The sequence below is a fragment of the Haladaptatus paucihalophilus DX253 genome (assembly GCF_000376445.1).
GTDB classification, from domain to species: domain Archaea; phylum Halobacteriota; class Halobacteria; order Halobacteriales; family Haladaptataceae; genus Haladaptatus; species Haladaptatus paucihalophilus.
In genome coordinates, this window is sequence record NZ_AQXI01000001.1 from 856,619 (window position 1) to 869,489 (window position 12,871).

The following is a 12,871-nucleotide window of genomic DNA, read 5'->3' on the forward strand; positions in this document are numbered from 1 at the left end:
CCGGTCCCCGCTACGTGCAGGCTCGACACTCCCCGTCGCCGGACTACCTGACTGCAAGGAGGGAGAAATGGTTACGAACACACATACGAACCACCACGACGACACACGCGTTCCATCGACATCGGAACTGTTCTCGATCTACGGACACCATCAGCGACGTATCGCCCTCCGTTATCTGTTGGACCACGAGTGTCCGGTTTCGTTGGACGAACTCGCCACGTTCGTCGTCGAACACGAAGCCGTCTGCACTGACGACAGACGATGCGTGTCCATCGAACTGCACCACAATCACCTGCCGCGACTCGACTGCCATGGCTGCATCGAGTACGATATCGACACGAACACCGTGGAGCGCGCGTTCGACGACCCGACGCTCAAAACCGCCTTCGAACGTGCTACTGGTACATTCGGGTGAATGTGAGGTGCGGCGGTAGAGGCCGCACCCGTCAGAGACACATTGCAGTACCGACTGCCTGCTGTGACAGTGAAAACACCGTCCGCAGGCGTTCTCGGAATGTGACTGGTAGGATATATGTCTTTGGTTAATAATTCGGAGTTGTCTATTTATCCTGTATTTCTTCGGACATATAAGCGACCCGACGGGGGAACGAACGCAAGGTTTAGGCGCACTTGTCGAGCAGTGTTCGGTATGGCGATTCACAGCGACTGGGGGGACTGGCTGCCACGCGCGGTCGAAGACGCGACGCCGGAGGGTTTTTCGCTCTGGTATCTCGGCTGTAACGGATTCATCCTGAAGGGGAGCGACGGAACGACGCTGTTCATCGACCCCTACGTCGGGACCGGCGACCCACCGCGAACGGTGCGAATGATCCCCGTTCCGTTCGACCCGGACGACGTGACGGAGGCGGACGCGGTGCTGGCGACCCACGAACACACCGACCACGTTCACGGGCCGAGTCAAGCCCCCATCCTCGAATCGACGGGCGCGACGTTCTACGCGCCGGACGACAGCCTCGCTGTCGCGCGCGACGACGAGAAGTGGACCGAGGAGTGGGACGTTTCTCCCGACCAATTCGAAGCGGTCGAGGAGGGCGACACCTTCGAAGTCGGCGAGTTCACCGTCCACGTCGAACCCGCTCACGACGACGACGCGACCCACCCCGTCTCCTACGTCATCGAACACGAGTCGGCCACGTTCTTCCACGGCGGCGACACCAAACCCGGCGACGAACTCGCCGCCATCGGCGAGGAGTACGACATCGACCTCGGCGTGTTGGCGTTCGGCTCCGACGGCTGGATTCCCGACAAGGAAACCCGCGAGCCGAAGTACACGAAATGGTACAGCGACGAAAACGAAATCGCCGCCGCCGCGGACGCCCTGCAACTGGACTGCCTGCTTCCGACCCACTGGGACATGTGGAAAGGACTGACGGCGGACCCGACCGCGCTCTACGACCACACGCGGAGTTACGACTACCCCGAATCACTCGAAATCGTAGAAATCGGCGACCGCGTTGACCGTTAGTGCGAGTGGCCGGTCGCCTGCTCGAACGTGATGCCGATTCGGTCCTCGAACAGTTCTCGCGCCTTTTCCTCGATGGCAACGACGTCCTCGCTGGGTTCGCCCTGCGTGTGGTGAACGGCCGCGTGGGCCTGCTGGACGAACGAGACGATAGCCATGTCGCCGACGACCGTTTCTCGGGATTCGTCCTCTTCGCGGAGGAGGTCGATGAGTCCCGGCGGGAGTTCGATCTCGTCGCTGTTGCCGTCCGGTCCTTCGATGGTGTACGTTTCCGTTTCGACGGAGTCGGTATCTACCATACCTCCGCTTTGACGTGAAGCGTTAAGGGTCTGTGGATGCCGACTGCACCGCGACCGCGGGTTCAAATTTGTGTCCGTATCGGTACAAGCCATCCGTAACTTTTCTCGAACCAATTCGGCGGAATTCGTACCAAAGGCCACTTAACGCTGTATTCGGTAGGGAGTAGCGATGAATCTGAAGGAGAAAAATCTCTTTCGTACTATCGTGACACAACTACCACCCGACCCGTCGTCACACGCACAATGGCATCGTTAGTTCTCGTCGTCGCCGTCGCGCTGACGGCATCGATGTTCATGTCGTGGACGGTGGGCGCGAACAGCAATTCGGCGCCCGTCGCACCCGCCGTCGGGGCGAACGCGCTGTCCGTCCTCCGCGCCGCGCTCTTGGTCGGGGTCGTCGCCGGACTCGGGGCCATCGTCCAGGGCGGGAGCATCTCCGAAACAATCGGGAAAGACCTCGTGACCGGCGTGACGATAACGCCGGTCGCGGCCGCGGCGGCCCTGCTGACCGCCGCGACGCTCATCACCATCGGCAACACGCGCGGCTATCCGATTCCCTCGGCGTTCGCCGTCACGGGGGCGATGGTCGGCGCGGGCATCTCGCTCGGCGGCGGGTTCGCCACGGACGAGTACGTCAGAATCCTCGCCTTCTGGTTCACGATTCCTATCGCAAACGCCATCATCGCCTACAGCGTCGCTCGGACGCTCAGAAGCGAGTCGGTGCCGGAATCGGTCGGCATCCCTCTGTTGGCCGGACTGGTCGGCTACGCCGTCGCCAACATTCAACTGACGGTGACGCCGAAACCGAACGGCGCGCCGGGGTCCATCGCCCGCGCGCTCTCGACCGACTGGCACCTGCTTCCGAATCACGTTTTCGGAAGCTACACGCTCGGCATGGTCGTCATCAGCGTCGGCTTCGGACTCCTCGCCCTCCTCGCCACCCGGTGGGCGCTCGTGGGTAACGAGGAGAAGGGAATCAATCGGTTTCTGGTCGTCCTCGGCCTCATGGTCGTGTTCACGAGCGGCGGGACGCAGGTCGGTCTGGCGACCGGACCGCTCGAATCCATCTTCGAAACGGACCTTCACCTGTCCCCGGTGTACCTCCTCGCGCTCGGCGGCCTCGGCATCCTCGTCGGCGCGTGGACCCGCGCACCGCGCCTGATTCAGGCCGTCTCACAGGAGTACGCGTCGGTGGGTCCGCGTCGGTCCATCGCCGCGCTCATCCCCGCCTTCCTCATCGCCCAACTCGCAATCGTCCTCGGTATCCCCATCTCGTTCAACAAGGTGATGATTTCCAGCATCGTCGGCGCTGGCTTGGCCGTTCGCTCGTCCGGGTCCGGCGGCGGCGTTTCGGCGTCCAAAGCGGGCTACACGCTCGGCGCGTGGGTGTTCTCGATGGTCGGTGCCGGACTCATCAGCTTCGGTCTCTATCGCGTGCTGACGATGATTCCGGGGTTCACGTGAGGGGTCACGAAACCAGTTGGTCGAGTATCTCCTCTTCTGCCGCCGCCGTCTTCATCTCCTCCCACGTCTCGAACTCCGTCGTCTCCGCGACGTAGCCGTCGAGACGGTCGTTCGGAAGTTCGTCCATGTCTCCCGCCTCGTCGAGGTCCCACGAACTCTCCCGATAGAAGGCGCGAAACGAGTCGTACTGGGTGTGACTTCGCATGAACTCCTTCGAGAAGAACTCGTCCGAGTCCACCCGGGTTCCCGCCTGTAACTCGAAGACGCGCTCCTGTGCTTCTTCGAGCCGACCGTGAAGGGGGTCCAGTTCGGAGACGCGAAGGTCGAAGTCCATGCGGGCCATTACTCGCGTCCAAACACTAAACGCTGTGGCTGGACGTTCACTTCGCGGAAAAACGTCGTGCCTTGAATCCTCGATCAGTCGTCGGAGGCCGCCGCACCCTCTTGGGCGGCGCTCGCCTCGCCGAGTTCGGCCGTCTCCAGATAGTCGTCCGCGTCGAGGGCCGCCTTACAGCCCATTCCCGCGGCGGTCACGGCCTGCTGGTAGTGGTAGTCCACCACGTCGCCCGCGCCGAAGATGCCGGGGACGTCCGTCTTCGTCTGGTCTCCGCCTTTCCCGCCCTTCGTTCGAATGTAGCCTTCCTCGTCCAGTTCGACGCCCGTGTCTTCGAGGTAGCCCGTGTTCGGCGTGTGGCCGATTGCGAGGAACACCGCGCCGATGTCGAAGTCGAACTCCTCGGTTTCGGGGTCGTCGAGTTTCTCGGACGGCTTTCCGTCGGGATTTCGTACCATCGTCACGTGGTCCACGCCCCCCTCCGGCGAGCCGTGAATCTCGGTGACTTCGGTGTTCTTCATGACCTCGATTTCGCCGTCGTCGACCTTCTCCTGCAGGCGGTCCTGCCAGTAGTCCTCGGCGCGGAACTCCTCGCGGCGGTGGACGAGGTACACCTTCTCCGCGAACTTCGTCAGGAAGGTCGCCTCCTCGAAGGCGGCGTCGCCGCCGCCGACGACGATCATCTCCTCGTCGCGGAAGAACGCGCCGTCACAGGTCGCACAGGTCGAGACGCCGTAGCCCATCAGTTCGTCCTCGCCCGGAATCGAAAGCGTGCGGGCGCTCGCGCCGCTGGCCGCGATGAGCGCGTCGGTCGTGTACACGTCGCCGTTCGTGAGCTCGACGCGGAACGGACGGGAGGACTCGTCAACGTCCTCGATGATGCCGGTCCGCACGTCGGCACCGAAGCGTTCCGCCTGTTCCTGCATGTTGTTGATGAGTTCAGGTCCGCTGATGCCGTCGGGAAATCCGGGGTAGTTCTCCACGTCCGTCGTGAGCGTCAACTGCCCGCCGGGTTCGTCGCCCTGCAGGACGAGCGGGTCGTTGTTCGACCGGGCGGAGTAGATAGCCGCGGTGAGTCCCGAGATGCCGCTCCCCGAAACGATGACTTTCCGGTGTTCCGGGTCGGAATCGACGGTTTCACCGCCGTCGGCCAGCGCGAGGCCCAGCTTTTCGTCCAGCTCGCCTTCCTCTTCGAGCGCGCAGGTTTCGTCCCAGCCGCCGATGAGTTCGTCGTCGATGAACACTTCCGGGGCGGTTTTTCGCCCGTCGGCGCGTTCGACCATCTCCTCGAACAGCTCCTCGTCGCGGGTTACGTTGTACGTCTCGTACTCGACTCCTTTTCCGTCGAGGAGTTCTTTGGCCTTATCGCAATAGGAACAGTTCTCCTTGATGTACATCTCGACACGAGGCTCTTCGTTCATGGTGCAATATCACTCGTCGTCGTGTATTTACCTTGCGCTGTCTCCCGTCGTTTCCGGTTTCGCCGTCGAACTCGCTCGAAGGTCTTACCTTCGCGCTCCGCCACGATTCGGCTATGGCCGCAGAGTTAGTCGAGAAGACGAACCGCTACGAACGCCTGCTGTCGGAGGCGCTCGACGCCGCCGAAATCGCCGCGCCGACGGACACCCCGATGGGCGAAGCGGCGGTGGACTGCCGGGAGATGGCCCGGTCGTATCTGGAGGACGGGCGGCATTTCAAGGACGAGGACGATTTCGTCAACGCGCTGGCGTCGTTTTCCTACGGCCACGCGTGGCTCGACGCCGGGGCGCGCATCGGCGTCTTCGACGTTCCCCGAGAGGGGCATCTGTTCACAGTGTAGGCCGCATACTGAATCAGTAGGGCGATGCGCTTACGTGGGCAGAGTGTTTCGGTTGGGGGTGATGGAGGGCGTCCTCTGGTACGTGCTCACCGGTACCCGTGGCGGAGCCAACCGCGTTCGGTTGGTCCGGGCCGTCGACGAGCGACCACGGAACGCCAACCAACTCGCGGAGGACTTGGACCTCGATTACAAGACGGTTCGTCACCATCTGGACGTCCTCATGGACAACGGAATCGTCGAGAACAGCGGCGACGAGTACGGTGCGGTGTACCTGTTGACTGACCGAGTGCGACAGCACTGGGAGACGGTCGAGGAGATAATCGGGAAGGTGGAATGAGTATGGCCGAATCTGGGAAAGCATATATGCGAACACGATTACAAAGGAGGGACGACGGATGGGAATCTGGATAGACGTCGCGCGGGTTTCCACGGCGCTCAACGTGGTGTTACTCCTCGGCTTGAGCTACGTGTGGCTCGACAACTACCGTCAGTTTCAGTCGAAACACACGCTCGGTCTCTCCGTGTTTTCCGTCCTCCTTCTCGCGCAAAACGCGTTGGCGTTCTACATCTACTCGTGGGATAACTTGTTGTCCGTTTGGTTCGCAACCAAGGTTCCCGCCCCCGCGTGGAAAGCGATGCTCGCGCTTCACGTCCTCGAATTTCTTGCGCTGGTGTTCCTCGCGTGGGTCACGTGGGACTGACCTCCTCTTCTCGACCGTCGCCTCTCGGACTAGATGACCATTTACGCGTGTTTAGCCACTCCATAGCAAGGGGTCCGGAGGACCTACGAAACGTCCGTGACACCTCGAACTCGAAGCGCACCGACCGGGGCGTGGTCAAGGTGAGCGGAAGCGGGAAACTGTGGTACGTCCTCTCCGGCAGTCGCGGCGGCGCTCGCCGGGCGACCCTACTGGCGGAACTCGCCGAGGAGCCGCGCAATCCGAACCGGTTGGCGGCCGACCTCGACATCGACTACAGCACCGTTCGGCATCATCTGGACGTCCTCGTCGAGCACGAGCTCGTCGAAACGGAGACGGGAGATTACGGGTCGCGGTACGTCCTATCGGCGGAAACCGAACGGAACTGGGAGGAGGTCGAGCGGATAATCCGAACGGTGTCGTAGCGTCCCGACACGGCTCAGCCGAGGACGCCGAATCCGTTCATCGGACCGAACAGGACGTGAAGCAGGACGCCGACGACGAGCGCGGGTATCGTGGTGTAGATGGACGCCACGACCGCGGCCGTTTTGTCGATGGCGATGAGCGGGAAGAGGGCGTCCCCGTCCTGACTGATGGCGTTCGCGGTGAGCGCGGAGAACGGTATCGCGCCCTCGGCGTACACACTGGCGAGCACGATTTGCGGGCCACAGCCGGGAATCAGGCCGACGACGGCACCGGCGATGGGGGCGAGGAGGCCCGCGGCCGCGGCGAGCGCGCCGACGTCGATACCGAACAGCAAGACACCGTACTCGTAGAGCAGGTACGCGGCGAGCACCCAGACGGTGACGAAACTCGTTTCCATCGCCGCGTGCGTGAGGGTTTCGTACGCATCCCCGAACGATTCGGGTGCCCGACCGACGTGCCCGTCGCCGAGGTAGTGTCGGCCGACGAAGTAGAGATACAACGACAGGGTGGTTCCCGTCACTCCGACGACGGTGAACGCTCCGGCATAGGAGGGACCGACGGTGAGCGCGACGTCCGGCGCACCCGCGAGCAGGTACATCACTCCGAGGACGAGCGCGGCGGCCGCCGACACCCACCAGACCGCGTGAGCCGCGTGACTCAGCGGCGTCAGGACTGACGAGGTTCGTGCGGCCCCCGTTTCACAACCTGCGTCGTACTCGTGCGTCGGATTGCCGCCGGGACCGTCGGCGGCGAACCCCCCGTCGGTCGCGGTCCGTCCGAACGATGCGACGGCGCGGTCGATTCGGCCGACACCCATCCCGAAGCGGTCGATGGCGTAGCCGGAGAGGACGGCCGTCACGAAGGCGACGCCGTAGGCGTACAATCCCGCTTTCGGGGCCAGTGCGAGGATGACGAACGCCGAATCACCGGCGGTCGCGATGAGCGTTGCGACGACGGTGCCGAAGCTAACCGTCCCGCGAACGTACAGCGGCATCATCACGATTGCCCCGCCACAGCCCGGCGTGAGTCCCATGAGAGCGCCGAACAACGGTTGGAGGCGCTCGTTTTCGGAGAGTCGCTCGACCAGCGCCCCGTTCGTTCGGTACTGGACGAGTCCGAAGAGGAGGACGGTAACGGCGACGAACGCACTCACCTGCACGTAGCCGTCCCTGACGGATGCGAAGAATATCTCCACAACGTTATTCATCCGCTCCACGCTCCGTTCTGCCTACCGGAGATGGTTTTAGACATATCTAAAAGCTAGTTTAGCACTATACTACATTAGTGTTTTGCCCGTCGAACAACCGTCGTCTCTCCTCCGAAGAACTGAGATAGTGCCATATGATATCAATAGCCGCAATTTTTATGCCCGTCACTCCGTTCTATCTACCTGCAATGGCGAAAGGTACGGTAACCTTCTTTAACGACACCGGCGGCTACGGTTTCATCGAGACTGACGACGCGGACGACGACGTGTTCTTCCACATGGAGGATGTCGGCGGCCCGGACTTAGAGGAGGGACAAGAAGTCGAATTCGACATCGAACAGGCGGACAAAGGCCCACGCGCGACGAATCTCCAGCGGCTCTGAACGAATCTCGTTCGGGGGACGAACGACGGACAGCGGCCGCTCAGTTTCGGCAGAGCGCCAACAAGATTTTTCTCCTTTCCGACCGATACTGTCGGTATGGTGGAAACCTACGTTCGATTACTCTGCCCGGAATGCGGAAAACACTGGGAATCCAGTCCCAACGATCTGCCGGAACCCAAACGACAGTTCCACTGTCCGAACTGTCACGCAACGAGACGGACGTCGGAGTTCACGCGGACCGAGCGCGACCTCGAAACGCTCAAACAACTCCAGTAAGCCGACGTTGTACTCGGCGAAGGGACCGATTTCGAACGACGGATCTCTTTTTGCGGTTCGCCGTCTCTCGTCTCCCGTAGCGAACGAGTCGTTTACTCGTCGTTATGCCCCGACACACTCGACGACTGCCCCCTCGAAATCGAACGTGTTCGAGCGTCAGAACCGGACGATTTCGGAGTCGGCTTCGATACCGACCGGAAACCACCGAAAAGCTGACTATACGGCGTGCTAACGGGACTCAAGATAATAATATAACCCTGCAACCGTTACGTTCGTGTGCTTATGAAGAAGCAGGAGCTCATCCACCTTCACGGCCTGCTTGCGGAAGTTGGCAACCATTTCGAGGAACAGGACGGGAAACAGATCACGCTGGACGACTACGACTCTCTCGGTGTACGACCGACGTCTATTCATAAATCAAAAACAGACCACAAGGCAGCTGTTTTTGCACTCTCCGAGGCCATCACCGACGGTATGCGTGCGACCGAACGCGAAGCGGTCGCACCGCAGGCAGACTGAGCGACGGTACGCCGATTCTCGACGATAACTGATTCTCCAGTGGCAACTTCCGCTGTTGCTAAATTCTCCTGCCAGAAGTGACAACTTCTGTGCTGTACCGGATTCTCAGACATGATAACGGTCTGTGGGTTATAATACATGTCACTCCGTACTCGGACGGTAGTGGACTGACAAATATCAAACAAAAACGCCATAAGACAAACATGAAAGATAATAAGACAGACAGTTCGTCGCTGGAACGAGGTCAGGTCGGCATCGGAACACTCATCGTGTTCATCGCGATGGTGCTGGTCGCCGCAATCGCTGCGGGCGTCCTCATCAACACGGCAGGATTCCTTCAGTCGAAATCCCAACGAACTGGAACGGAGAGTACCGCACAGGTTACCGACCGCGTACACGTGGTCAGCGCGTACGGGAATGTCACGTATAACTCCTCGATGAATCAACACGTCGTGGATTACGTCAATCTCACGGTGATGAAAGGCTCCGGCGCAGGCGACATCAACCTCTCGAAGGCGACAATCGAGTGGCTCGGACCCGACGACGGTCTCATTCTGGTGAACGGAAGCACCCCGGACAAGCAGAACTTCACAGTCGAACCGATTCGTGACACGGATGACACGCTTCCCGTTCTCGTCAATCAGGACGACCGGTTTAGAATCGTCCTCGATACGGAGAGAATCACCGGCGGACTCAAAGAGCGACAGGAGTTCACGATCAAAATCGTGACTACCGCGGGTGCGGTGACGTACCACCACAGCATCCCGGAAACGCTCTCGGATAGCCACGCAATCGCGCTATAATCACACCCCTTTGTCAGTTTTTTCAGCCTGCTCAGCGACGCCTATCGTGCCACGCGGGGAACTCCCCGCGGACCTCTTCCACCCGCGTCGGGTCGATGTCCCGGACCACGACTTCCGGTTCGTCGCCCGTGCTGGCGAGCATCGTTCCCCACGGGTCGTACACCGACGACCGACCGATGAGCGTCGCGTCCTCGTAGGACCCGGACCCGTTGATGGCGGCGACGAAACACTGGTTTTCGATGGCACGCGCCCGGGTAAGCACTTCCCAGTGTTCGACCCTCGGATACGGCCACGCGCTCGGAACGAGAACCAACGTCGCGCCCGCCTCCGCGATGTCGCGGTAGAGTTCGGGAAACCGAAGGTCGTAACACGTCGTCATCCCGACGGTGATTCCATCGAACTCGGCGATGCCGAGCGATTCACCGGGAACAAGCATCTCGGCTTCCGCCGACTCGTAGCCGAACAGGTGGTGTTTTCGATACACCGCTTTCCGTCGCCCGTCGCGGTCGAAAAAGACGGACGTGTTGGCGAGGCCCTCCTCGGAGGGGGTTTCGCCGTCGGTTTCCGAGAGGTCCTCGACGATGCTTCCCGCGAGGACGCCGATATCGTGTTCGTCGGCGAGGTCGGAGATTCGTGAGAGCGTCGGCCCGTCGAGTGCTTCCGCATTTCGCTGGTACGTATCGAAGGCGAAGTAGCCGACGTTGAATATCTCGGGGAGTGCCACGAGGTCCGCGCCGCGTTCCGCCGCCGATTCGATGGCGTCGGTCGCCCGACGGACGTTCGTTTCCACGTCGCCGCCGTCGATGGCGATTTGGGCGAGTGCGAGTTTCACGAGACGACACCGACCTCCTCTTGCAGCTCGGTCTCCAAGTTCGTCAACTCGTCGTCCAGGTGTTTTTTGAAATAGCGCTCGATGCCGGGAACCCGACCCTCCACGATGAACCGATTGTGGAGTTTACAACCGGAGTCGGTCTCCTCGATAGTGTGCTCGCCCGTGACGCGCATCGCCGATGAGCGACCGACGAACTTCACGTATCGAGGTTCCTCGCGGCTCACGTCCTCCGTCTTGACGGGAATCGTTCGGTTCACGAACGGAATCGGGAGTTCGATGTGCCACGTCGCCCTCCTGCCTCCGGCTTTCGTGTCGTAGTCCGCAACCACGCTGATAGCTTCGGCTCGGCGTTTTGGGTCGGCGATGAAGTCCCACACGTCCTCCGGCGGTACCGGAAGATCGAAGGTCCGCTCTACCCGGACAGTCATACGACTAGATTAGGCTGTAGCGGTAAAAAGCCAGCCACTTAGCTCGGACTTACTTTCCACGTCGTCGAACGAGCGCGTCCCCACTTCTCGATGTCCACGTCTTCGGACTTTTCGGCCAGTCGGGGGAGTCGGGAACCGACTTGCTTCGATGAGAGTCCGAGGTGTTTGGCGATGTTCTTTGCGCGGAAATAGCGCTCACCACCAGCCACGCTCTCGCGCAGGAATTCGAGGATACGCTGTTCCTCGTTGCTGAACTCTGTCATCCTCACCCCCACTACGGGCCTGACGGCCTTAACCATTATCCTCCGCCGGACAAGTATCGATTTCGAGTCAGTTCTGATAGAGGTGGCTCGCGGCGACCGCGAGGACTCCCGCAATCATCGCTGCCGCAAAGCCCCACGCGGCGGTTTCCGTCCCCGGCGTGACAAACGTTACCGCTGCACCAGCGATTGCGAGGAGGACGAACAGCACGGAAAGTCCCGTCCCCATATCCGTCGTAACTGCCTGTGTTCCTGCCATATGCTCTCTTTTTCGGAGCGGGAACTTAGTTCATTCTACTCGGTGGAGAGACTACCACGGTACGACAGTAATTCGAGGGGTTTTTGCCGTCGCTCGACAGGAACCGCGTATGGTCGTGGGAAAACTCAAGGGAATCTTACGTCTCGGAAAGCGAGGATTTCTCGCAATCGTACTCGTCGTCGCACTCGTCGGCGCAGGCGTGCTGTACGGCGTTCTCGGCGTACCGAGCGTCGTCGGGTTAGACAACGAGTTCGGAACAGTAACAAATCAGACGACTGGAATCGAAACCGCGCTCGTGGTGAACAATCCGAATCCCATCGCCATCAGCGCGGGCAACACGTCGGTGAACTACACCGTCGATATGAACGACGTGACGATGGCGAACGGGAGCAGGTCGAACCTCGGGCTCGACCGCGGCAACACGACGCTTCGGTTCTCCACGCGGATGCGAAACGACAAAATCCCAGAGTGGTGGGTGTCGCACATCCGCAACGGCGAGCAAACCACGCTCCGGCTTCAGTCGACGGTTCACTCTTCGCTGGTCGGGCGGTCGGTGCGCGTGCCCTACAGCCAGCAGATAGAGACGGACATCATCGGCGAGTTCAATTCCTCGGAAACGCGACCCGTGAACGCGAACGCGCCGCTCGTCTCCGACCCGGTGCTCTACGTGAACGAAACGAGCGCGAACTGGGGTGCCGTGACGCGCGAGACGACGCCGATTCGGATGCGGATGCGGGTGTACAACCCCAAGACGGTGACGTACACGATCAGCGAAATCGGCTACGACATGACGATGAACGGCATCGCCGTCGGGAACGGAACGACCGACCGGCCGTACGCGATTCCCGGCAAGTCCGAGGAGACGATTCGGATGAAAACCGTCATCCGGAACGAACACCTCGACGACTGGTGGGTCAGTCACCTCCGAAACGGACAGCAGACGGACCTGAAAATCTCGTTTTACGCCAACATCGAGCTGCCGAGCGGCAAGACGGTTCGCGTCCCGCTCCGCCAACTCACCTACGAGAAACGGATACAGACCCACATCTTCGAGAACGACTCGGCCGAGGGCACGCTCCAAGCGAACGGAACGGCGGGCGGTAACTCGATGAAAACGACCGCCAGCGGAACGACGGCGACGACAGCGACGGAGACCACGGAGGGCGACGGAACCGCGGCCGGTACGGATGGAACCACGACGACCGTCACGACCGAATCCGCGGCGACCGACGCGACGACCACCACAACCGCGACGACGGACGACGGCGGTTTGCTCGGCGGCCTCGGCATCATCGCGCCCCGTTACGACTGACGTAGAATTCACCACCACCGATAGAGTTTTTATTCCGGCGGGAGCAGATGGGTGTATGACACGGAGTAC

Annotated in this window: 20 protein-coding genes; 12 read left to right on the forward strand and 8 right to left on the reverse strand. The window is 61.1% G+C overall.

The genetic code is table 11. From position 1 onward, the window contains the following. Positions 1-67 precede the first annotated feature (67 nt). Both B208_RS0104870 and B208_RS0104875 read left to right on the forward strand, forming a co-directional pair. Positions 68-415 carry a DUF7344 domain-containing protein gene (locus B208_RS0104870; protein WP_007977336.1) on the forward strand — a complete coding sequence of 116 codons (348 nt, stop codon included), beginning with the start codon at positions 68-70 and terminating at the stop codon, positions 413-415. A 234-nt stretch (positions 416-649) separates the two neighbouring features. After that, positions 650-1,486 (forward strand): MBL fold metallo-hydrolase, encoded by an 837-nt coding sequence (locus B208_RS0104875; RefSeq protein WP_007977338.1) that lies wholly within the window; start codon positions 650-652, stop codon positions 1,484-1,486. Here the strand turns inward: B208_RS0104875 and B208_RS0104880 are convergent. Further along, on the reverse strand, positions 1,483-1,782 hold the full coding sequence (locus tag B208_RS0104880) for a DUF7545 family protein (RefSeq protein WP_007977346.1): 300 nt from the start codon (positions 1,780-1,782) through the stop codon (positions 1,483-1,485). The genes B208_RS0104875 and B208_RS0104880 overlap by 4 nt on opposite strands. 243 nt (positions 1,783-2,025) lie before the next feature. Between B208_RS0104880 and B208_RS0104885 the strand changes: the two genes are divergently transcribed. After that, the gene (locus tag B208_RS0104885; RefSeq protein WP_007977347.1) at positions 2,026-3,246 is read left to right on the forward strand and encodes an inorganic phosphate transporter; all 1,221 of its coding nucleotides are present in this window, start codon (positions 2,026-2,028) and stop codon (positions 3,244-3,246) included. 4 nt (positions 3,247-3,250) lie between these two features. Here the strand turns inward: B208_RS0104885 and B208_RS0104890 are convergent, their stop codons facing one another. Both B208_RS0104890 and B208_RS0104895 read right to left on the reverse strand, forming a co-directional pair. Further along, entirely contained in the window at positions 3,251-3,589 is a 339-nt protein-coding gene (locus B208_RS0104890; RefSeq protein WP_018128738.1) for a hypothetical protein, read from the reverse strand. Between the two features lie 74 nt (positions 3,590-3,663). Next, complete coding sequence (locus B208_RS0104895) at positions 3,664-5,001, reverse strand: FAD-dependent oxidoreductase (RefSeq protein WP_007977351.1); 1,338 nt, start codon at positions 4,999-5,001, stop codon at positions 3,664-3,666. A gap of 113 nt (positions 5,002-5,114) precedes the next feature. On the opposite strand from B208_RS0104895, the gene B208_RS0104900 reads away from it, so the two are divergent. From B208_RS0104900 to B208_RS0104915, 4 genes are all read left to right on the forward strand, one after another. Continuing rightward, positions 5,115-5,399, forward strand: coding sequence for a DUF357 domain-containing protein (locus tag B208_RS0104900; RefSeq protein ID WP_007977353.1), 285 nt, complete (start codon positions 5,115-5,117; stop codon positions 5,397-5,399). Positions 5,400-5,460: 61 nt separating this feature from the next. After that, entirely contained in the window at positions 5,461-5,736 is a 276-nt protein-coding gene (locus B208_RS0104905) for an ArsR/SmtB family transcription factor (protein WP_007977355.1), read from the forward strand. A 58-nt stretch (positions 5,737-5,794) separates the two neighbouring features. Beyond that, positions 5,795-6,100 (forward strand): hypothetical protein, encoded by a 306-nt coding sequence (locus B208_RS0104910; protein ID WP_007977357.1) that lies wholly within the window; start codon positions 5,795-5,797, stop codon positions 6,098-6,100. A 131-nt stretch (positions 6,101-6,231) separates the two neighbouring features. Further along, positions 6,232-6,522 carry a winged helix-turn-helix domain-containing protein gene (locus B208_RS0104915; RefSeq protein WP_007977365.1) on the forward strand — a complete coding sequence of 97 codons (291 nt, stop codon included), beginning with the start codon at positions 6,232-6,234 and terminating at the stop codon, positions 6,520-6,522. A gap of 14 nt (positions 6,523-6,536) precedes the next feature. On the opposite strand, the gene B208_RS0104920 is transcribed toward B208_RS0104915, so the two are convergent. Further along, a complete protein-coding gene (locus tag B208_RS0104920; protein ID WP_018128740.1) occupies positions 6,537-7,730 on the reverse strand; it encodes a putative manganese transporter in 1,194 nt (397 codons plus the stop codon). A 188-nt stretch (positions 7,731-7,918) separates the two neighbouring features. Between B208_RS0104920 and B208_RS0104925 the strand changes: the two genes are divergently transcribed. From B208_RS0104925 to B208_RS0104940, 4 genes are all read left to right on the forward strand, one after another. After that, positions 7,919-8,113, forward strand: a complete 195-nt coding sequence (locus B208_RS0104925) for a cold-shock protein (protein ID WP_007977377.1) — start codon at positions 7,919-7,921, stop codon at positions 8,111-8,113. 96 nt (positions 8,114-8,209) lie between these two features. Beyond that, the gene (locus tag B208_RS0104930; protein ID WP_007977378.1) at positions 8,210-8,389 is read left to right on the forward strand and encodes a DUF7836 family putative zinc-binding protein; all 180 of its coding nucleotides are present in this window, start codon (positions 8,210-8,212) and stop codon (positions 8,387-8,389) included. A 282-nt stretch (positions 8,390-8,671) separates the two neighbouring features. Then, positions 8,672-8,908 carry a UPF0058 family protein gene (locus B208_RS0104935; RefSeq protein WP_007977379.1) on the forward strand — a complete coding sequence of 79 codons (237 nt, stop codon included), beginning with the start codon at positions 8,672-8,674 and terminating at the stop codon, positions 8,906-8,908. A gap of 203 nt (positions 8,909-9,111) precedes the next feature. Then, positions 9,112-9,711, forward strand: coding sequence for an archaellin/type IV pilin N-terminal domain-containing protein (locus B208_RS0104940; protein WP_007977380.1), 600 nt, complete (start codon positions 9,112-9,114; stop codon positions 9,709-9,711). Between the two features lie 31 nt (positions 9,712-9,742). Here the strand turns inward: B208_RS0104940 and B208_RS0104945 are convergent, their stop codons facing one another. The 4 genes from B208_RS0104945 to B208_RS0104960 all read right to left on the reverse strand — a co-directional run bounded on the left by B208_RS0104945 (position 9,743) and on the right by B208_RS0104960 (position 11,490). Next, the gene (locus B208_RS0104945; RefSeq protein WP_007977381.1) at positions 9,743-10,543 is read right to left on the reverse strand and encodes a carbon-nitrogen family hydrolase; all 801 of its coding nucleotides are present in this window, start codon (positions 10,541-10,543) and stop codon (positions 9,743-9,745) included. Further along, entirely contained in the window at positions 10,540-10,971 is a 432-nt protein-coding gene (locus tag B208_RS0104950; protein ID WP_007977382.1) for an SRPBCC family protein, read from the reverse strand. Before B208_RS0104950 ends, B208_RS0104945 begins: the two co-directional genes overlap by 4 nt. Before the next feature lie 38 nt (positions 10,972-11,009). After that, positions 11,010-11,234: a DUF7123 family protein gene (locus B208_RS0104955; protein WP_007977383.1), complete on the reverse strand. Its 225-nt coding sequence runs from the start codon at positions 11,232-11,234 to the stop codon at positions 11,010-11,012. Positions 11,235-11,301: 67 nt separating this feature from the next. Next, a complete protein-coding gene (locus B208_RS0104960) occupies positions 11,302-11,490 on the reverse strand; it encodes a DUF7525 family protein (protein ID WP_018128742.1) in 189 nt (62 codons plus the stop codon). A 109-nt stretch (positions 11,491-11,599) separates the two neighbouring features. On the opposite strand from B208_RS0104960, the gene B208_RS0104965 reads away from it, so the two are divergent. Then, complete coding sequence (locus tag B208_RS0104965) at positions 11,600-12,802, forward strand: LEA type 2 family protein (RefSeq protein WP_018128743.1); 1,203 nt, start codon at positions 11,600-11,602, stop codon at positions 12,800-12,802. Positions 12,803-12,871 lie beyond the last annotated feature (69 nt).

What these genes read in the sequence shown, in the direction of transcription:
- B208_RS0104870 (WP_007977336.1), top strand. Translation starts at nt 68, where the DNA reads ATGGTTACGAACACACATACGAACCACCACGACGACACACGCGTTCCA.
- B208_RS0104875 (WP_007977338.1), top strand. Translation starts at nt 650, where the DNA reads ATGGCGATTCACAGCGACTGGGGGGACTGGCTGCCACGCGCGGTCGAA.
- B208_RS0104880 (WP_007977346.1), bottom strand. Translation starts at nt 1,782, where the DNA reads ATGGTAGATACCGACTCCGTCGAAACGGAAACGTACACCATCGAAGGA.
- B208_RS0104885 (WP_007977347.1), top strand. Translation starts at nt 2,026, where the DNA reads ATGGCATCGTTAGTTCTCGTCGTCGCCGTCGCGCTGACGGCATCGATG.
- B208_RS0104890 (WP_018128738.1), bottom strand. Translation starts at nt 3,589, where the DNA reads ATGGCCCGCATGGACTTCGACCTTCGCGTCTCCGAACTGGACCCCCTT.
- B208_RS0104895 (WP_007977351.1), bottom strand. Translation starts at nt 5,001, where the DNA reads ATGAACGAAGAGCCTCGTGTCGAGATGTACATCAAGGAGAACTGTTCC.
- B208_RS0104900 (WP_007977353.1), top strand. Translation starts at nt 5,115, where the DNA reads ATGGCCGCAGAGTTAGTCGAGAAGACGAACCGCTACGAACGCCTGCTG.
- B208_RS0104905 (WP_007977355.1), top strand. Translation starts at nt 5,461, where the DNA reads ATGGAGGGCGTCCTCTGGTACGTGCTCACCGGTACCCGTGGCGGAGCC.
- B208_RS0104910 (WP_007977357.1), top strand. Translation starts at nt 5,795, where the DNA reads ATGGGAATCTGGATAGACGTCGCGCGGGTTTCCACGGCGCTCAACGTG.
- B208_RS0104920 (WP_018128740.1), bottom strand. Translation starts at nt 7,730, where the DNA reads ATGAATAACGTTGTGGAGATATTCTTCGCATCCGTCAGGGACGGCTAC.
- B208_RS0104925 (WP_007977377.1), top strand. Translation starts at nt 7,919, where the DNA reads ATGGCGAAAGGTACGGTAACCTTCTTTAACGACACCGGCGGCTACGGT.
- B208_RS0104930 (WP_007977378.1), top strand. Translation starts at nt 8,210, where the DNA reads ATGGTGGAAACCTACGTTCGATTACTCTGCCCGGAATGCGGAAAACAC.
- B208_RS0104935 (WP_007977379.1), top strand. Translation starts at nt 8,672, where the DNA reads ATGAAGAAGCAGGAGCTCATCCACCTTCACGGCCTGCTTGCGGAAGTT.
- B208_RS0104940 (WP_007977380.1), top strand. Translation starts at nt 9,112, where the DNA reads ATGAAAGATAATAAGACAGACAGTTCGTCGCTGGAACGAGGTCAGGTC.
- B208_RS0104950 (WP_007977382.1), bottom strand. Translation starts at nt 10,971, where the DNA reads ATGACTGTCCGGGTAGAGCGGACCTTCGATCTTCCGGTACCGCCGGAG.
- B208_RS0104955 (WP_007977383.1), bottom strand. Translation starts at nt 11,234, where the DNA reads ATGACAGAGTTCAGCAACGAGGAACAGCGTATCCTCGAATTCCTGCGC.
- B208_RS0104960 (WP_018128742.1), bottom strand. Translation starts at nt 11,490, where the DNA reads ATGGCAGGAACACAGGCAGTTACGACGGATATGGGGACGGGACTTTCC.
- B208_RS0104965 (WP_018128743.1), top strand. Translation starts at nt 11,600, where the DNA reads ATGGTCGTGGGAAAACTCAAGGGAATCTTACGTCTCGGAAAGCGAGGA.